This window comes from Nocardia sp. NPDC052254, assembly GCF_040679495.1.
Lineage (GTDB): Bacteria > Actinomycetota > Actinomycetes > Mycobacteriales > Mycobacteriaceae > Nocardia.
Window position 1 is genome coordinate 257,018 of sequence record NZ_JBFAUW010000002.1, and the last position, 17,711, is coordinate 274,728.

General features: G+C 65.6%; 16 protein-coding genes. 11 read left to right on the top strand and 5 right to left on the bottom strand.

Annotation, left to right across the window (positions count from 1 at the left end; genetic code table 11):
- Positions 1-29: 29 nt before the first annotated feature.
- Complete coding sequence (locus AB0L57_RS06185) at positions 30-1,019, top strand: NAD(P)H-quinone oxidoreductase (protein ID WP_364957992.1); 990 nt, start codon at positions 30-32, stop codon at positions 1,017-1,019.
- A 31-nt stretch (positions 1,020-1,050) separates the two neighbouring features.
- Here the strand turns inward: AB0L57_RS06185 and AB0L57_RS06190 are convergent, their stop codons facing one another.
- Complete coding sequence (locus tag AB0L57_RS06190) at positions 1,051-2,256, bottom strand: cysteine desulfurase-like protein (RefSeq protein WP_364957995.1); 1,206 nt, start codon at positions 2,254-2,256, stop codon at positions 1,051-1,053.
- 238 nt (positions 2,257-2,494) lie between these two features.
- On the opposite strand from AB0L57_RS06190, the gene AB0L57_RS06195 reads away from it, so the two are divergent.
- The 6 genes from AB0L57_RS06195 to AB0L57_RS06220 all read left to right on the top strand — a co-directional run bounded on the left by AB0L57_RS06195 (position 2,495) and on the right by AB0L57_RS06220 (position 8,092).
- The gene (locus AB0L57_RS06195; RefSeq protein ID WP_364957998.1) at positions 2,495-3,088 is read left to right on the top strand and encodes a bacterial proteasome activator family protein; all 594 of its coding nucleotides are present in this window, start codon (positions 2,495-2,497) and stop codon (positions 3,086-3,088) included.
- A 127-nt stretch (positions 3,089-3,215) separates the two neighbouring features.
- The gene (locus AB0L57_RS06200) at positions 3,216-4,040 is read left to right on the top strand and encodes an ABC transporter permease (RefSeq protein ID WP_364959269.1); all 825 of its coding nucleotides are present in this window, start codon (positions 3,216-3,218) and stop codon (positions 4,038-4,040) included.
- Positions 4,041-4,048: 8 nt separating this feature from the next.
- Complete coding sequence (locus tag AB0L57_RS06205) at positions 4,049-4,855, top strand: ABC transporter ATP-binding protein (protein ID WP_364958001.1); 807 nt, start codon at positions 4,049-4,051, stop codon at positions 4,853-4,855.
- A 44-nt stretch (positions 4,856-4,899) separates the two neighbouring features.
- Complete coding sequence (locus tag AB0L57_RS06210) at positions 4,900-5,823, top strand: glycosyltransferase family 2 protein (RefSeq protein ID WP_364959271.1); 924 nt, start codon at positions 4,900-4,902, stop codon at positions 5,821-5,823.
- 229 nt (positions 5,824-6,052) lie between these two features.
- The gene (locus AB0L57_RS06215) at positions 6,053-6,610 is read left to right on the top strand and encodes a hypothetical protein (RefSeq protein ID WP_364958004.1); all 558 of its coding nucleotides are present in this window, start codon (positions 6,053-6,055) and stop codon (positions 6,608-6,610) included.
- Positions 6,611-7,243: 633 nt separating this feature from the next.
- Complete coding sequence (locus AB0L57_RS06220) at positions 7,244-8,092, top strand: NAD(P)-dependent oxidoreductase (protein WP_364958006.1); 849 nt, start codon at positions 7,244-7,246, stop codon at positions 8,090-8,092.
- Positions 8,093-8,147: 55 nt separating this feature from the next.
- Here the strand turns inward: AB0L57_RS06220 and AB0L57_RS06225 are convergent, their stop codons facing one another.
- Together AB0L57_RS06225 and AB0L57_RS06230 are read right to left on the bottom strand one after the other, a co-directional pair.
- Complete coding sequence (locus AB0L57_RS06225) at positions 8,148-10,058, bottom strand: glycosyltransferase (protein ID WP_364958009.1); 1,911 nt, start codon at positions 10,056-10,058, stop codon at positions 8,148-8,150.
- Between the two features lie 96 nt (positions 10,059-10,154).
- On the bottom strand, positions 10,155-10,688 hold the full coding sequence (locus AB0L57_RS06230; RefSeq protein WP_364958012.1) for a GtrA family protein: 534 nt from the start codon (positions 10,686-10,688) through the stop codon (positions 10,155-10,157).
- Positions 10,689-10,827: 139 nt separating this feature from the next.
- On the opposite strand from AB0L57_RS06230, the gene AB0L57_RS06235 reads away from it, so the two are divergent.
- Positions 10,828-11,796 carry a glycosyltransferase gene (locus tag AB0L57_RS06235; RefSeq protein ID WP_364958015.1) on the top strand — a complete coding sequence of 323 codons (969 nt, stop codon included), beginning with the start codon at positions 10,828-10,830 and terminating at the stop codon, positions 11,794-11,796.
- A complete protein-coding gene (locus AB0L57_RS06240; RefSeq protein ID WP_364958018.1) occupies positions 11,793-13,421 on the top strand; it encodes a DUF2142 domain-containing protein in 1,629 nt (542 codons plus the stop codon). The genes AB0L57_RS06235 and AB0L57_RS06240 overlap by 4 nt, the downstream gene beginning before the upstream one ends.
- Here the strand turns inward: AB0L57_RS06240 and rfbB are convergent.
- The gene (gene rfbB / locus AB0L57_RS06245) at positions 13,418-14,419 is read right to left on the bottom strand and encodes a dTDP-glucose 4,6-dehydratase (RefSeq protein ID WP_364958021.1); all 1,002 of its coding nucleotides are present in this window, start codon (positions 14,417-14,419) and stop codon (positions 13,418-13,420) included. The two genes, AB0L57_RS06240 and rfbB, sit on opposite strands and share 4 nt — an antisense overlap.
- A gap of 295 nt (positions 14,420-14,714) precedes the next feature.
- Between rfbB and AB0L57_RS06250 the strand changes: the two genes are divergently transcribed.
- Complete coding sequence (locus AB0L57_RS06250) at positions 14,715-15,425, top strand: hypothetical protein (RefSeq protein WP_364958024.1); 711 nt, start codon at positions 14,715-14,717, stop codon at positions 15,423-15,425.
- Positions 15,426-15,549: 124 nt separating this feature from the next.
- On the opposite strand, the gene AB0L57_RS06255 is transcribed toward AB0L57_RS06250, so the two are convergent.
- Positions 15,550-16,566 (bottom strand): alpha/beta hydrolase, encoded by a 1,017-nt coding sequence (locus tag AB0L57_RS06255; protein WP_364958027.1) that lies wholly within the window; start codon positions 16,564-16,566, stop codon positions 15,550-15,552.
- A gap of 233 nt (positions 16,567-16,799) precedes the next feature.
- Here AB0L57_RS06255 and rfbA point away from each other — a divergent pair, with 233 nt between their 5' ends.
- Positions 16,800-17,711 carry a glucose-1-phosphate thymidylyltransferase RfbA gene (gene rfbA / locus AB0L57_RS06260; protein WP_364958030.1) on the top strand — a complete coding sequence of 304 codons (912 nt, stop codon included), beginning with the start codon at positions 16,800-16,802 and terminating at the stop codon, positions 17,709-17,711.

Here is a 17,711-nt window from a genome sequence, read left to right on the forward strand (position 1 = left end):
CGGCGCGGCGAGCACCTAGAGTCGAAGCCATGTACGCGGTGACATTGGATGGTTTCGGTGGGCCCGAGGTGATCCGCTGGTCGGAGGTGCCGGATCTGCCGCCGCCCGGTCCGGGCGAGGTGGCGATCGATGTGCTGGCGGCCGGCGTCAATCGCGCGGACCTGTTGCAGCGCCAAGGTTTCTATCCGCCCCCACCGGGGGCGAGCGACATCATGGGACTCGAGGTGTCGGGTGTCGTCGCCGAGGTCGGCGAAGGAGTGCGGGATCCGGCTCCCGGAACCCCGGTCTGCGCACTGTTGTCGGGTGGCGGCTATGCCCAGCGGGTGGTGGTTGCGGCGACCCAGGTGCTGCCGGTGCCCGAGGGGCTGGATGTCGCGGCCGCGGCGGCACTTCCGGAGGTCGCGGCCACCGTCTGGTCGAATCTGGTGATGCGAGCCGGTTTACACGCCGGTCAGCTGCTGCTGATCCACGGTGGCGGCAGTGGTATCGGCACGCACGCCATTCAGGTCGCGGTGAGCCGGGGTGCGCGCGTCGCGGTCACCGCGGGCTCGCAATACAAACTCGACCGCTGTGCCGAATTGGGCGCGAATGCCGGAATCAATTATCGAGAACAGGATTTCGTCGAGGTGATCGGCGAAATGGGTGGCGCGGACATCATTCTCGACAATATGGGCGCGGCATATCTGGGTCGCAATGTGGCGGCGCTGGCCGACGACGGTCAGATCTGCGTGATCGGCATGCAGGGCGGGGTCAAGGCCGAGCTGATTCTGTCCGAGCTGCTCGGTAAACGCGGAACCATTCACGCCACCAATCTGCGGCGACGTCCGGCGACCGGACGTTCGAGCAAGGCCGAGATCGTCGCGGAGTTGCGGCGGCATCTGTGGCCGCTGGTCGCCGCGGGCACAGTGGTGCCGATTGTGCATGCCGAGGTACCGGTCACCGAGACGGCGCGGGCGCACGAACTGCTGGATTCGCCGGAAACGGTGGGCAAGGTACTGCTCCGGCTGGACCAGGCCTAGGAGATTCGGGGCCGGGCGCTGCTCCCGCGAGCTACTTCTCCAGCGAGTTCAGCGCACGGCCCAGCTGTTCGATCTCGAATTTCGTCGTGTACGGCGCCAGCCCGATGGTGACGGCGCCGCCCTCGTCGTTGACACCCAGCGCGTCGAGCAGGCGGCTGCCGCCGTGCACACCGCTGATGGTGCCGATGCGGTGGTCGGCGAGTTCGGCGGAGATCTTCTCGGCCTGCAGCCCGGCGATGGTGAAGCTCACCGTCGGGATGCGGGTGGAAGCACGCCCGATCACGGTCAGATCCGGGACATGTTCGAGCACCTCCATCAGATGCTCGAACAGCTGGTCGTGATAGTCCTGCAGCGAGGTGATCGACACTTCGAGCCGCTCGCGGCGGGTGCCGGCGGCCTGTTCGTCGAGCCCGGCGAGATAGTCGATCGAGGTCGTCAACCCGGCCAGCAGCGCGTACTGGTGACCGCCGACCTCGAGCCGCTCGGCCCCCTTGGCATACGGATTCAGCGACATCGACGGGATGCGGTCCAGGAACGCCGGGTCGCGGAAGACCAGCGCGCCGATCTGCGGACCACCCCAGGCGGGCGCGGACAACGCGATGACATCGGCATTGAGCTCATCGATGTCGATCAGCGCGTAGGGCGCGGCACCGAAACAGTCGGCGACCATCAACCCGCCCACCTCGTGCACGCGATCCGCGGCCACCCGGACCGAGGGCGCCGATCCGACGATCGGCGAGGCCGCGGTCACCGCCACCAGTCGAGCGGTGGGGCCGATCAGTTCCTCGAACTGCCAGGCCGGCATCTCACAGGTCTCGATTTCCACCTCGGCCCAGCGCACGTGGGCGCCGTAACGATTGGCGATGCGCAGCCAGGGCGCCACATTCGCCTCGTCGTCCAGTCGCGACAGCACGATGCCGGTGCCCAGCCCGAGCCGCGAACTCAGCGATTCGGCCAGCCAGGCCAGCAGTACCGCCCGGTCCGGTCCGAGAACCACACCGGCCGGATCGCCGCCGACGAGATCGGCGACCGCTTCGCGGGCGGCATCCAGAATCGCACCACTGCGGCGCGCGGCGCCATGACGATTCGTGTGCGAGAAAGCAGATGTCCGGAAACCCGTTGACACGGCGCGCGATACCGAATCCGGGACCAGCATTCCTGCCTGTGGGTCCAGATGGATCCAGCCGTCGCCCAGGGACGGTATCAACCCCCGAACCCTCGCGACGTCGTAAGTCATGCTGGCCACTCTAAGGGCAGCAGGCGAGTCGGCGGAACCGTGCGCCGACCGAATGCAATATCACGCGACATGGCACCCGACTTTCCCAAACCGAACAACACTCGAGGCTGATGAGAACCGCCACAGAATACTTCCGCGCGAAACCGGACGGCATACCCCGGTTGGGCACCCGCTCTCCGACCAGGGCGATGCACCGTTCACTTAGCGCTGCGCGCCGAGACCAGACATCATGGATGCCATGACGCAATCGGACGGAGCACCGGATTCCATCGTGGTGATCGGGCCCGAAGGACGGCCGCTGGTGATTCCGGCGGGCGCCCAGGGCGAGGCGCCGTTCGCCGGACAGGTGGTCGGCGACGGCGGCACCGGGGCCGAGGGTGAGCAGACCGGCGGCGAGGAATCGCTGGCCGACTTGGTCGAGCAGCCCGCGAAGGTGATGCGCATCGGCACCATGATCAAACAGTTGCTCGAGGAGGTGCGGGCGGCACCGCTCGACGATGCCAGCCGGACCCGGCTCAAGGAGATCCACAAGACCTCCGTGCACGAGCTGGAACAGGGCCTGTCCCCCGAGCTGCGCGATGAACTCGAACGCCTGGCGCTGCCCTTCGGCGAGGATTCGATCCCCTCCGATGCCGAGCTGCGGATCGCGCAGGCCCAGCTGGTCGGCTGGCTGGAGGGCCTGTTCCACGGCATCCAGACGGCGCTGTTCGCCCAGCAGATGGCCGCCCGCGCCCAGCTCGAGCAGATGCGCCACGCCCTGCCGCCGGGTGTGCAGGTCCCGCGCGACGGTGGTCAGGGTGGTTCGGTCACCGGGGGCGGTCAGTACCTCTGAACACGATGTCCCCCGGCCCCCACCGGCGGGGATTTGTTCTGCGCTACAGTCGTGCACTGTGCCAGCAGCTGCCCCTGCCGATTCGGCGACAGCCGAACACAGCCCGGCCGACGCCACGGTGCCCCTGATGTCGGATTCGCAAACGTTCCCGCGGGCGTTCAAAGACCTCCGCGAGGGATTCTCTCAGCGCGAGTTGTGGTTGTCGCTCGGCTGGCAGGACATCAAGCAACGCTATCGGCGCTCGGTGATCGGACCGTTCTGGATCACCATCGCCACCGGCGTCCAAGCCGCCGCGATGGGCATTCTGTATGCCGCGATCCTGAATCAGGATCTGTGGACCTATCTGCCGTACGTGACGATCGGCCTGATCGTCTGGAACGTGATCAACGCCAGCATCCTCGAGGGTTCGGATGTGTTCATCGCCAACGAGGGGCTGATCAAACAGCTGCCTTCGGCGTTGAGCGTGCACGTCTATCGACTGGTCTGGCGGCAATTCCTGTTCTTTGCCCACAACATCGTCATCTATCTGGTGATGTTGCTGGCCTTCAGCGTCTGGAAGCATCTGGACTGGTCGGTCGTACTCGCCGTCCCCGCGATCGCACTGCTGTTCCTGAATTCGGCGTGGATATCGATCGTGTTCGGCATCCTGTCCACGCGCTATCGCGACATCGCCCCGATCCTCGGCAGTATGACGTTGATGCTGTTCGTGCTGACGCCGGTCATGTGGACCACCAAATCGCTGCACGATCAGGGCGGCGCGGTCAGCGAGCGGGCGAAACTCGTCGAGTTGAATCCGACCTACCACTACCTGGAGATCGTGCGCGCCCCGTTGCTCGGTGATGTGGTGCACGCCCGGTCCTGGCTGGTGGTGGGTGTGATCACCGTGATCGGCTGGGCGCTGGCGATTCTGGCGTTGAAGCAATACCGTTCCCGCGTCCCGTACTGGGTGTAAAGGGCGATATGACCGGAGTAAGCATCGAAACCCGCGACGCGTGGGTCGAGTTTCCCATTTTCGACGCCAAGTCACGGTCGCTGAAGAAGGCGTTCCTCGGTAAGGCCGGCGGCTCCATCGGACGTAATCAGTCCGATGTGGTGGTGGTCGAGGCATTGCGCGACATCACCCTGTCACTCAAGGAGGGTGACCGGGTCGGCCTGGTCGGCCACAACGGCGCCGGTAAATCGACACTGCTGCGACTGCTGTCGGGTATCTACGAGCCGACCCGCGGCACCGCACAGGTGCGCGGGCGGGTGGCGCCGGTGTTCGATCTCGGCGTCGGAATGGATCCGGAGATCTCCGGATACGAGAACATCATCATTCGTGGCCTGTTCCTCGGGCAGACCCGCAAGCAGATGCTGGCGAAGGTCGACGAGATCGCCGATTTCACCGAACTCGGTGAGTACCTGAACATGCCGCTGCGCACCTACTCGACCGGCATGCGGGTGCGGCTCGCGATGGGCGTGGTCACCTCGATCGATCCCGAGATCCTGCTGTTGGACGAGGGGATCGGCGCGGTCGATGCGGAATTCATGAAGAAGGCCCGCCATCGGCTGCGCGATCTTGTGGCGCGCTCCGGAATTCTGGTGTTCTGCAGCCATTCCAACGAATTCCTGGCCCAATTGTGTGACACCGCCATGTGGATCGACCACGGCGCCCTGCGGATGCAGGGTGACATCGAGGATGTGGTGCGCGCCTACGAGGGGCCGGAGGCCGGCGACCACGTGGCGCAGATTCTGCGCGAGCTGGCACTCGAGCAGAAATCCGCATGAGCGGAACGGATACGGCGGCAGACCCGAAGGACGTGAACACGCACATGGTCGATCAGACGGCCTCGCCCGCGGACAGCGGAACGGCCCGGATCATCGCGGTGGTCGTGACCCACAAACGCCGCGAACTGTTGAGCGAGTCGCTGAAAGTGCTGGCTTCCCAGACCCGCCCGATCGATCATCTGATCGTCATCGACAACGGGAACGAGTCCGATGTCGGCGAACTGGTGAAGCAGCAGCCCATCGAATCCACCTATCTGGGTTCGGAACACAATCTCGGCGGTGCGGGCGGTTTCGCCCTGGGCATGTTGCACGCGCTGACCATGGGCGCGGATTGGGTCTGGCTGGCCGATGACGACGGCCGGCCCGAAGGCCCCGACGTGCTGGAGAAATTGCTCGATTGCGCGCAGCGGCACGGCCTTTCGGAGGTCTCGCCGGTGGTCGCCGATATCGACGATCCGGACCGGCTGGCATTTCCACTGCGCCGCGGTGTGGTGTGGCGGCGGCTGCGTTCCGAACTCGGCGACGAGGATTTCCTGCCCGGTATCGCGTCACTGTTCAACGGCGCCTTGATATCCGCCGAGGCGCTCGAGGTGATCGGCGTTCCGGATCTGCGCCTGTTCGTGCGCGGTGACGAGGTCGAGGTACATCGGCGGTTGGTCCGTTCGGGGCTGCCGTTCGGAACCTGTTTGCAGACGGCCTATCTGCATCCGAACGGTTCGGCGGAATTCAAGCCGATTCTGGGCGGGCGGATGCACACCCAATATCCGGACGATCCGGTCAAACGTTATTTCACCTATCGCAACCGTGGCTATTTGATGGCGCAGCCCGGGATGCGCAAACTCCTGCCCCAGGAATGGGCGCGGTTCTCCTGGTTCTTCCTTGTGCAGCAAAAAGATCCGGCCGGTCTGCGAGAATGGTTGCGACTGCGGCGTCTGGGGCGCCGTGAGCAGTTCCGTAAACCCGGTTAGATCAGCGCATTTCACATCAGGAGGTTCGGCTGTGAGTAACCCCTACGGTGGGCAGCCACCCTATGGGCAACCATTTCAACCCAGTGGGCCACAGCCTTATCCCGGAGCACCACAACCGCCGCAGGGTGGCGCGCCGTACGGTGCGCCACCGCCGTATGGGGGTAACGGGGCCGTTGCCACACCGGGCTATCCGCCCGCGCAGCCGCACGCCGGTTCACAACCACATCCCGTGCAACCACACAGCGCCTCCCAACCGGGCTGGGGTGCACAGCCACCGCAGCCACCCGCCAATCCGTATGGCGGACAACCGTATCCGGGCCAGCCGCCGATGGGTGGCGCGCCGGTCGGCTACGGTGCGCCGCAGGGCCAGTACGGGGCCTACGGACCGCAGTTCCAGCCACAGCCGGGACCGCAGGGCATCGTGGTCGACGCGTCGTATTTCCCGCTGGGTTTCATGCTCGCGCTGACCGGCCCGAAGATCATCGTCAACGGTATGGAGGTACCGATGGCGAAGTGGGGGCAGACCCACGTTCCGGTGGGCCCGGGCCAGCATCATGTGCGGATCGCCACGAAGTGGCTGTGGGATATGGGCCCGGCCGAGATCACGGTGCCGGTGGCCGAGGGGCACACCACCCACGTGTACTACAAGTCGCCGGCCATCGCGTTCATCAACGGCGCGATCGGCCCGGTACCGCAGACCGCGCCCGGGGCGGTCGTTTCCTATGTTTGCCTGGGCGTCGTCGGCGTACTGATCCTGCTCCAGTTGCTGCTCGCCTGCACCATCTGACCGGGTGGTCCCGCGAAAATAATGCCTTGCGGCCCGTTGACCGGGCTGTCATGGTGTATTCATTCCGTCGCGAACGCGACACAGGTCGCCGAGGCGACACATCGGTAAGGGTCGAGGAGGTGGAAATACGTGAACGACCATCGGTACATCGATAACCGATTCGTCACGACCGGAACCCGGCAGCTGGCCGAGAAGAGTTCGGCCGCAGGTATTTCCACACTCCTCCCCAGGTACTGATCCCCTCGCGGGCTTCGGTGCCCGGCGAGGGAAATTCCCGCGGCGAGACGCCAATTCTTCCGCCGCGTACACCGGCCTGATCGATACCGGCTGGGTCCCGGCCCGTGTGATCCCGATGAATCGGATCGCAGTGCGTGTGTCATCGCGACATCCACCGAACTCGCGCGCGCCCACTGCCCACGGGCGGATACCAACGTCGACTGCTCGTGCACCGGCCACATCCATCGGCGCCGGGATCGAACGTGATCCTCGTCGCCATCGACCCGCCAGACTATGCAACCCGTTGCATAGTCTGGCGGGTCTCGCCTACTGTGCAATTCGGGTAGTTCCACACCCGGCACCGTTCCGATCGCCGATCATGGAGCCGGGGTGGTCGCACAGATGGGAGCAGGGATTATGACCGAAGCCGGGAAACCGCTGGCCGGCCGCACCATGATCATGTCGGGCGGCAGCCGTGGCATCGGCCTCGAGATCGCCAAACGAGCCGCCGCGGACGGTGCGAACATCACGCTCATCGCCAAGACCGATCAGCCGCATCCGAAACTGCCGGGCACGATCCACACCGCGGCCGCCGAACTCGAGGCCGCCGGTGGGCAGGTCCTGAAATTCGTCGGCGACGTGCGCGACGACGAGGGTGTTGCCACGGCGGTCGCGCAGACCGTGGACCGATTCGGTGGGATCGACATCGTCGTCAACAACGCCTCGGCCATCGACCTGTCGCCCACCGAAACGCTGTCGATGAAGAAGTACGACCTCATGCAGGACATCAACTGCCGCGGCAGTTTCCTGCTGTCCAAGACCAGCATTCCGGCGCTGCGGGAATCCGCGCAGGCGGGGCGCAATCCACACATCCTGACCCTGTCGCCGCCGCTGAACCTCGATCCGAAATGGGCGGGCAGCTCACTGGGCTACACCATCGCCAAGTACGGAATGTCGCTGACCACACTGGGTTTGGCCGAGGAACTGCGCAAGTACGGAATCGGCGTCAACTCGCTGTGGCCGCGCACCACCATCGCCACCGCCGCGGTCCGCAATCTGCTCGGCGGCGAGGAGATGGTGCAGACCTCGCGTACCCCCGACATCTACGCCGATGCCGCGTATCTGGTCCTCACCTCGTCCGCGAAGGACACCTCCGGCAACTTCTTCATCGATGACGATGTCCTTGCCGCACACGGGATCACCGATCTGGACAAGTACCGTGTCGTACCCGGCGACGGCCCGCTGAGTACGGATCTGTTCCTGTAGACAACGGATACGGGCGGTACGGACGACAGTCCGTACCGCCCGATCGACATCCGGCTCAGATCCCGTACAGGCGGGCCCAGTTCTCCCGGCTGATCAGATCGGATTGCGCGGCCCGGTACTGTCCGCTCACCTTCGGCAGATCACGCCGCAGCCGGCGCAGTACCCGCCAGGTACGCAGCAGCAGAGCGCGAGCCTTCTCCTTGTCCCGCTGCCGGATTCGCACCCCGGACTGGGAGGCGTCGGTCACCACGACATGGTCGAACAGGGCGAGATGCCACCAGTGCGCATCCTCGCGGGTGACACCCACGACGCCGTGCTGGGTGCGCCCGGTCCATTGCGCGATGGCGCGCTTCACCAGCACCAGCAGCGGGCGACTGGGCTCGCCACCGGCACGGCGCATCTGGATGTCGGACTGCCGGACCGGGGCGGTCGCGGCGGGGTGCTTCTTGGTCTCGCCGTAGTCGCCGCGGCTGGTCCGGGCGGCGGCCAGCGCGTCGATTCCGCCGTCGGCCAGCACCTTCGGCCCCTGCAGGAAGTCCTCGATGCCCTGCAGCGTGGTGTGCGCGAGGCCGTACTGCATTCCGACCAGATATTCCGCGATCTCACGGAACAGCTTGCGGGTCACCGCTTTCGGATCCAGATCGGCGTGTATCGAGCTGACGATGAGCGAATTGCGCATGCTGAAGTAGCGCGCCCAGTCGTCGAAGTCCTTCCAATAGAAGTCGGCGTGCCAGACGGCGGCATTGGGCAGCGTCACGGTCACGAAACCGGCCTCGCGGGCCCGGACGCCGTATTCGACATCGTCCCACTGGAAGAAGATCGGCATCGGCAGACCGATCCGGGCGATCACCTCGGCCGGGATCAGGCAGGTCCACCACGCGTTGTATCCGGCGTCGACGCGCCGCTCCTGGTTGCGCTTGAGCATGCTCGTGTTGCGCAACGCCTTGGGCACCTTCTGGCCGTGCCGCAACTCGTGCAGATGCACTTCCTCGGCGCCGACATTGAGATAGTCCGGGTTGAGCAGGAACAGCATCTGCGCGCCGACCAGGGTCGGTTCCACGGTGAGATTGGCGAATGCGTTGAGCCGCAACACCGTTTCCGGTTCACACAGGATGTCGTCGTCCATCAGGATCACATCGGCGTGCTCGGCGCCGGAGAAGCTGTCCTCGGCCGAGACCTCGTAGAGCCCGCGTGTGAAGCCGCCCGCACCACCGAGGTTCGGCTGCCGGATATAACGCAACTTGTCGCCGAAACGCGGCTCGGTCTGCTGGAACAGCTCCCGGTCGGAGACCAGGTCGGTGCCCTGATCGACCACGTAGACCCGGTCGAGCGCGTTCAGGACCTCGCCGTCGGAGGCCAGCGCCGCGATGGTGTGCGCGCAGTCCTCGGCGCGGTTGAATGTGCAGATCGCGATGGCGACGGGCCGAATCCGCTCCGGGGCCGGAGCCGTCCACGCCAGCTCACTGATCGCGAGTTCGCCTCCGACAGCATCGAATTCGAGCCACAGCGAACCACCGTCGACGTATTGATCCAGCGGCGCTCGCAGCACGACCACACCGTCGGAATCGACATCGGCGGAATCGATGATCCGGCGATGACCCGCGATGTCGGAGGCGGCCAGCCGGACGCGGGCCCGATCACCGACCGCGACCCGCAGGGAGACCTCGACCTCGGTGACCGTGGTCCAGCGCTGCCAGTAGCTGGCCGCGAACCGGCCGAAATAGGTGTTGGTGTGGGCGTGCGCGCCCTTCTCCAGCCGCAGCGACATCCGCTCCCGGTGCGATTTGCCCTTGACCACCGCGTACAGCTCATCGCTGATCTTGGGCGCGGGGCCGGTGAAGATACCGCGGGCCAGGACCAGCCGGCCGGGCGCACGATGCACGATCGGCTCGATATCGGGTGTGGGTTCGGCGTCGCGCCGGTCGTTCTCGATTGCGGTCACGGCCTGGCCAGCCGACTGATCCATGGTGGATTCCCTCGTAAACAGTGTCCGATGGCGCCGGTTCCGGCGCGGGCGCGGTCAAGTGCGAGCTCGGTGCGAGCAATAACCATTATGTCCATCTCACGCGGCGGGGTCCGACTCGGTGCGGTTGTTCCGCACATCGTCGCCCGAGCGTGACTCGGCGAAGACGAAAGTGTCATAGGCCCAATAGCGGAATATCACCGCCACGATCTGCCCGATCACCGTGCCGGAGATGTTGTCCGACAGCGGGGAGGACAGATGCAGTACATATCGGGAGAATCCGAGACACCCCAGCTGTAAGCCGATGGCAACCACGTTGAACAACGCGTACAGCAGATATTCGCGGCCCGGGCTGCCACCCTTCTTGTGCGCGAACGTCCACCATTTGTTGCCGAAATAGGTGACCACGGTGGCCACCAGAATCGCGATGATCTTCGCCGCCAGTGGCTGCTGGAACATCACACCGTGGCCACCCCAGAAGACGAGCAGATTGTAGGTCCCGGCATCGACCAGAAATCCGATGGCACCCACCACCAGAAAAGCCGCACCCTGACGTAACGCGGTTATCGCCTTGCGCCGCCAGGTATCGCCGGTTCGATCGACCGATTCGGTCGCCGTCTCACTGCTGGCCACCCGGCGACGGTACCGCACCCCGTACCGGTACCGCCCGCGCAGCCGACACAGTGAGGGTTAGCGGGCGGGCACCGGATGGCGGCCTGTACCCTCCCGGTGTTCCGTATTTCATCGGCCGATCAAATGAGGGATTGACGGGGTGAACCCCACCGAACTTCGCATTGCCGCAATCGTGCCCTGCCACAACGAGGAGGCCGCGGTCGCCAAGGTGGTCACGGACCTCAAGGCTGCCGTGCCGGGCATCGTCGTCTACGTCTACGACAACCGCAGTACGGATGCCACCGCCGAACGCGCCAGAGAGGCCGGTGCGATCGTGCGCACCGAGACCGTCAAGGGCAAGGGCAACGTGGTCCGGCGCGCATTCGCCGATATCGAGGCCGACGCCTATCTCATGATCGACGGCGACGACACCTACGACGCCTTCGCCGCCCCGAAGATGATCGAGGCGCTGGTGTCGGGCCCCTACGACCACGTCCTGGGCGTACGCAAGCAGGACGAGGGCGCACAGGCGTACCGCGCGGGACACGAGTCCGGAAACCGCGTTCTGAACGGCGTGGTCGGCAAGGTGTTCGGCGAGAACGTCGAGGACATGCTCTCGGGCTATCGAGTTTTCTCCCGCCGATTCGTGAAGAGTTTCCCCGCGGTGTCGCGCGAATTCGAGATCGAAACCGAATTGACCGTGCACACTCTGCACCTTCGGGTACCACAGACCTCGGTCCGGGTGGGATTCCGCGATCGTCCGGAGGGCAGTGAATCCAAACTGCGCACGTACCACGACGGTTTCAAGATCCTCGGACTGATCTTCGGCCTGGCTCGGCACGAACGCCCGGTCGCGTTCTACGGCTTGTTCGGCACGGTGGCCTGGCTGATCTCGGTCATTCTGACGGTGCCGATCATCATCCAGTTCTACGAGATCCACTCGGTACCGCGGTTCCCCACCCTGTTCCTCGCATTCACCCTGTTGCTGCTCGGCAGTCTGGCGTGGACCGCCGGGCTGATCCTGGACGGTATCCGCCGGTCCCGGCACGAGGCGGCCCGGCTGATGTACCTGCGATATTCGGCCGTGGGCGCCGAGGTGGACGAAGCCGCCGAGCAGGCGCGCCGATGACCACCCAGGCCGACAAGGAGGCCGAGGACGCCGGGAAGCCGGCAGCCGACGACTCGGGCGCCGGCGCGGCGGCCGAGCGGCCCGAGAAGTCCACCGCACCCGATACCGCGAGCACCGAATCGGCGGACGCGGCCGCCGACGGCGATTCGGCCGATACCGAGACACCCGGCGCGCTCCAGCGCCTGTGGCGCGGCATCGGAGGCCACCTCGGCTTCGCCGCCGCGGCCTTCGTGGTGGTCGCCGGTGTCTTCGGCATCGTTTTCGCCGCCATCACCCCGCCGTTCTGGGGACATGACGAGATAACCCAGTTCGGCCGCTCCTATCAGGTCGCGCACGGCGGCTTCACCCCCGAGCGGATCACCGACGACCGCGGTATCTCCTACGGCGGACAGATCCCGTTGAGCATCGACGGGATGATGAGCTACGCCTTCACCGACTACAACCAGCATCCGGCCGAGCCGGCACCGCTGGCCGCGGACGAGGAGGCCTACCGCCGCCTGGGTTCGGCGCCGGTGACCACTTCGGCCACCAAGCAGATGTGGTTCACCAATACCGCGGCCTATTCGCCGGTGCCGTATGTACCTGCGGCCGTGGGTATTCGACTGGCCGAGGCGATCGGTCTCGATGTCGGTGACACCGTCCTGGTGACCCGGCTGGCCGGCCTGCTCGCCTATCTGATCATCGTGGCCTTCGCCTTGCGTGCCCTGCGCGGCTTCCGGATCCAGTGGCTGGCGTTCACGGTGGCGGTGCTGCCGATCGCGCTGTTCCAGGCCGGTACGGTCACCGCCGACACCGTCACCAACGCCCTGGCGGTTCTGGTCTCCTGCCTGGTGGTCAAGGGCGTGTTCCTCGATGCGAAGCTGTCGCGGGCCGAGGTCGTCGCGGCACTGGCGGCAACCCTGGCGCTGCCACTGAGCAAGCCGACCTACGTCATCCTCGCCATGCTCGTGGTGCTGATTCCCGCGCGGCAGTACGGATTCGGCCGGATCCTGCGCTGGCTGCCCTGGTGTTTCGCGGCGCTGGGTGCGGCGTTGTTCGCGGTCTGGATGAAGATCGCGGCGCCCACCGGTGACGGTATGGGCCTGATGCGCAAGCCCGCGGAATGGCATTCGGTGCGGCCGGGCGATCAGTTGCACGGAATCCTCTCCGACCCGGTGCATTTCCTGAACACCTTCGGCGACAGCATCTGGTTCCGCGACGAGCGCTGGTTCAATCAGTTCTTCGGGGAACTGGGCTTCGCCTACATCGATGTCCCCGCGCTGTCCATGCTCGCCTGCCTGCTGGCGCTGGCCGTGAGCGCGGGAATAGCGGATCGGCTGACCGGAGATCGGTTGCGCACCTGGATCATCGCGCTGACCGTGCTGGCGAGTGTGGCCATGATCTACGTGACGCTGTACATGTCGTTCACGCCGGTCGGCTACTGGATGATCGACGGCGTACAGGGCCGCTACTTCGTCCCGCTGGCCATCACCGGACTCGCGGTCGTGCTGCGGTGGATGCCGTTGCGGCTGAGCAATTCCCGCGGCATCACCCCCGTGCGCGGCCCGGCGATCACCGTGGTGGTCGCCACCGTGATCGCCCTGTCCGCGGCCGCGATCAAGTACAACGTGCTGATCTGGGGTTAGAGCACCTTCTCACCGGCGGCCACGTAGGCGCGCTCGGTGTGGTCCTTCTGCGGCCGCCACCACGCCTCGTTCTCGCGATACCAGGCGATGGTGGCGGCCAGTCCGGCCCGGAAGTCGCCGTACCGCGGCCGCCAGCCCAGTTCGGTGCGCAGCAGGGTGGCGTCGATGGCGTAGCGCTGATCGTGTCCGGGGCGATCGGTGACATGATCGAAATCGTCGGGTGCCCTGCCGAATTCGGTCAGCAGCAACTCGACCACGGAGCGGTTGTCGAGTTCACCCTCGGCACCGATCAGGTAGGTCTGCCCGATCCGGCCGCGGTCGAGAATGTCCCAGACGGCGCGGTTGTGATCGGTGACGTGGATCCAGTCCCTGATCTGGTGGCCCGCACCGTAGAGCCGCGGCCGCACGCCGTCGATCAGATTGGTGATCTGGCGCGGAATGAATTTCTCCACATGCTGATACGGACCGTAATTATTGCTGCAGTTCGAGATCGTCGACCGCACACCGAACGAGCGCGTCCAGGCCCGGACCAGCAGATCGCTGGACGCCTTGGTGGCCGAATAGGGACTGGAGGGCTGGTATGGCGTGCTCTCGGTGAATGCGGGATCGTCGGCCGCGAGATCGCCGTACACCTCGTCGGTCGAGATGTGGTGATACCGCACATCGTATTTCCGCACCGATTCCAGCAGCGTGTACGTGCCGACGATATTGGTCTGCACGAATGGAAACGGGCGGGCCAGTGAATTGTCGTTGTGGGATTCGGCCGCGAAATGCACCACCGCGTCGGCGCCGGCGACCAGCCGATCGACCAGTCCGGAATCGGCGATATCGCCGTGCACGAACTCGATGCGGTCGGCGATCGGCGCCAGCGAGTCCCGATTACCGGCGTAGGTGAGCGCGTCGAGGACGGTGACTTGGACGTCGGGCCGGTCCGCCACGGTCTGATGAACGAAGTTCGCGCCGATGAATCCGGCTCCGCCGGTTACGAGCAATCGCACGGTCGCCACTTTAACGCGCCCGCGGGTACGGGACGAAAATCACCATCGGGTCACGTCCACCCCTCGATCGAATGTGATGTCTATCACATTAAATGTCGAATGTCCGATTTGTTCTAATTTCCGGAAAATCTGAAAACACTACGCACACTGCATGTTTCCACAACCCGACGAGGAGCAAGAACCCGACGGTGAACAGAATTTGAATGAACGGACACAACAGGTTCACCGCTCGTTAGCTGGCATCCCTTTTTATTTCTCTTGTCCCAGAACCACTCTCTGTCGAGGTTCCGCAAAAATGATGATGAGGAAATTCGTCGCGACGGCCGCCATGCTGGTTGCCGCGATCGGTGTGGCCGCCGGTACCGCTTCGGCCGACCCGGCCGCGCCCGCCGCTGCCGACAGCGTCTACTACAAGGCCAGTGTCGTCGACAACGACAAGGCGGTCGTCAAGACCGACGGCGGCTCGATGGATGTCGAGGACGGTGTATTCAAGATCAAGGCCGCCAACGGCGCCGTGCTCGCCGGCACCCCCCTGAACTTCCGGGTCGACGACTTCGAGTTCCCGATCGCCGCCGACATCGCCGGTAACACCGCCACCCTGACCCCGCAGTTCGACCTGCAGCACGCGGTCTACAAGCCCGTCGCCCTGCCCTTCGAGGACAGCGCGCCGTGGAAGACCCCCTACGACCGTGAGGTCGCCGCCTTCACCCGGCTGAAGGACACCATCGCCACCGGCGCCACCATCGGCACCCTGGCCGGTGGTATCGGTGGCGCGGTCATCGGCTGTGTCGCGGGCGCTGCCCTCGGTGCCGTCGCGACCGGTGCGCTGCTGACCCTGTTCGGCGCCGGCCCGCTCGGCGGCTGTGTCGCCGGTGCCTCGGTCGTCGGCTTCCTGGGTGTGCTGGCCGGTCAGATCTTCGTGACGGCTCCGGTCGCCATCGGTGCCGCGATCCAGTACTTCGCGACGGTCAACGCCCCGTTCAACCCCCCGGCCCCGGCCAAGTAGTTCCCCAGGCCGCACAACTCCGCGGGTTGCCCGTCACAACCCCGGAGCGGACCGGCCCCGGAATTCGATGGAGCGACCCGCCCCCACCCGTCGGTGGGGGCGGGTCACTTCCGTTTCCAGGTGTTCACGCGGTCCGGGCGGTGGCCCCGGCCTCGACCCGCGCCCGCACGAAACGCGCCACCCGGGCCAGCGCGGCGCGGCTCTCCGGCATACCCGGCAGAATGCTCATGAAGGCGTGCACCTGACCGCGCCACAACTCCAGCGCGTTCGGCACCCCGGCGGCGGTGAGCCGACGAGCCATCAATTCGCAGTCGTAGCGCAGTAATTCGTCCTCACCGACGATCAGCAGGGCCGGCGGCAGCCCCGTCAGCGATCCGTTGACCGGTGAGAGAGCGGGATCCAGCGACTGTTCGGCCTCGGCGCCGTAGCGCACCATCGACCGCACGGCCGACATCGGGATGTAGGCGTCGCGACCGGCGTTCACGTATTCGCCCTTGAGCCGGTAGTCCAAATCCAGCAACGGCGACAACCCGACCAGACCGGCCGGTGCCGGCAGCCCGGCCTGCGCCGCCCGCAGGGCCGTCGCGAAGCTCAGGAACCCACCGGCGGAATCCCCGGCGAAGACGATGCGCGCCGGATCCGCACCGTGGCGCAGCAGCCAGCGATATGCGGTCAGGCAGTCTTCCACCGATCCGGCGATCGATGTTCCGGGCAGCTGCCGATAGTCGACATTGACCACGGGCAGGCCGGTGCGACGCGCCAGACTGGCAGCCACCGGCCGATGCGAATCCAATCCGCACAGGAAGAATCCGCCGCCGTGCATGTACATCACCGCGCCGTCACGCAGCGAGCGCCGGGCTCCGGCCGGCCGGATGATCTCCATACGGAATCCACTCATCCGGACCTGTTCGCGTTCCACTCCCTGGGCACGCGGGCGCAGGGCCGCCAAGCGGTCGACCATCACCCTGGCCACCGGCATGGTCATCGGAGTGATCGGATAGCGCCGGATGAACGGCCCGACCAGACTTCGGCAGGTCAGCAGCACGGCCTGTGAATGCAGGCTCAGGCCCTCCGGATTCACGACAACGCCGGGCTCGAGCCCTGGCTGGAATTCGGCCTCGCCGATCGGAATCGCCGTCATAGCGCACCTGCCTGCCGTCTCGGCGCGCCGAGGCACCGGGCTACCAGCGGTGCGGGTAGCCGAGATGTCGGCGCTGACATCTCACCCAGTGGCATTTCAGAACACCACGGATATGTAACCTACGCAATACTTGATCGCCCGACCGTGACGAATTGAAACCACCGTGATCGTTTCGCGGTCGAGTCGGAACCTCGCCGAGCCCGGGCGGGCGGCAGCTGGCAGGATTGCCATACATGCGCGGAATCATTCTGGCCGGTGGCACCGGTTCCCGGTTGCACCCGATCACGCGCGGGGTGAGCAAGCAGCTGGTCCCGGTGTACGACAAGCCGATGGTCTACTACCCGCTGTCGACCCTCATGCTGGCGGGTATTCGCGACGTGCTGGTGATCACCACTCCCGAGGATGCCGGTGCGTTCCGCCGGCTGCTCGGTGACGGTACCCAGTTCGGCATGTCGATCGACTACGTGGTGCAGCCCGAACCCGATGGGCTGGCCCGCGCGTTCGTGCTCGGCGCCGATCACATCGGCACCGACTGCGCGGCACTGGTGCTCGGCGACAACATTTTCCACGGCCCCGGACTCGGCACCCGGCTGCGCCGCTTCGACGGATTGGACGGCGGCACGGTCTTCGCCTACCGGGTCTCGGATCCCACGGCCTACGGAGTCATCGAATTCGTCAGGGGCAAGGCTGTTTCCATCGAGGAGAAGCCGAAGTCGCCGCGATCGAACTACGCCGTGCCGGGACTGTATTTCTACGACAACGATGTCGTCGAGATCGCCCGGGGGCTGCGGCCGTCCGCACGCGGTGAATACGAGATCACCGATATCAACCGGACCTATCTGGAACAGGGCCGGTTGCGAGTGGAGACCCTCGCACGCGGCACCGCGTGGCTCGATACCGGAACCTTCGATTCCCTGCTGGACGCCGCGAATTACGTGCGGACCATCGAGGAACGCCAGGGCCTCAAGATCGGCGCGCCCGAGGAGGTGGCGTGGCGAATGGGCTTCATCGACGACGAACAGCTGTCCCGGCTGGCCGAACCACTGGTGCGCTCAGGATACGGCCACTATCTGATGGATCTGCTCACCCGCGGAAAGAACGACGGCACGAATGCGGACGAGGTCCGCGACGAACAGGACGACTGA

What these genes read in the sequence shown, in the direction of transcription:
- AB0L57_RS06240 (WP_364958018.1), top strand. Translation starts at nt 11,793, where the DNA reads ATGACCACCCAGGCCGACAAGGAGGCCGAGGACGCCGGGAAGCCGGCA.
- AB0L57_RS06210 (WP_364959271.1), top strand. Translation starts at nt 4,900, where the DNA reads ATGGTCGATCAGACGGCCTCGCCCGCGGACAGCGGAACGGCCCGGATC.
- AB0L57_RS06255 (WP_364958027.1), bottom strand. Translation starts at nt 16,566, where the DNA reads ATGACGGCGATTCCGATCGGCGAGGCCGAATTCCAGCCAGGGCTCGAG.
- AB0L57_RS06250 (WP_364958024.1), top strand. Translation starts at nt 14,715, where the DNA reads ATGATGATGAGGAAATTCGTCGCGACGGCCGCCATGCTGGTTGCCGCG.
- AB0L57_RS06190 (WP_364957995.1), bottom strand. Translation starts at nt 2,256, where the DNA reads ATGACTTACGACGTCGCGAGGGTTCGGGGGTTGATACCGTCCCTGGGC.
- AB0L57_RS06205 (WP_364958001.1), top strand. Translation starts at nt 4,049, where the DNA reads ATGACCGGAGTAAGCATCGAAACCCGCGACGCGTGGGTCGAGTTTCCC.
- AB0L57_RS06225 (WP_364958009.1), bottom strand. Translation starts at nt 10,058, where the DNA reads ATGGATCAGTCGGCTGGCCAGGCCGTGACCGCAATCGAGAACGACCGG.
- AB0L57_RS06220 (WP_364958006.1), top strand. Translation starts at nt 7,244, where the DNA reads ATGACCGAAGCCGGGAAACCGCTGGCCGGCCGCACCATGATCATGTCG.
- rfbA (WP_364958030.1), top strand. Translation starts at nt 16,800, where the DNA reads ATGCGCGGAATCATTCTGGCCGGTGGCACCGGTTCCCGGTTGCACCCG.
- AB0L57_RS06185 (WP_364957992.1), top strand. Translation starts at nt 30, where the DNA reads ATGTACGCGGTGACATTGGATGGTTTCGGTGGGCCCGAGGTGATCCGC.
- AB0L57_RS06200 (WP_364959269.1), top strand. Translation starts at nt 3,216, where the DNA reads ATGTCGGATTCGCAAACGTTCCCGCGGGCGTTCAAAGACCTCCGCGAG.
- AB0L57_RS06195 (WP_364957998.1), top strand. Translation starts at nt 2,495, where the DNA reads ATGACGCAATCGGACGGAGCACCGGATTCCATCGTGGTGATCGGGCCC.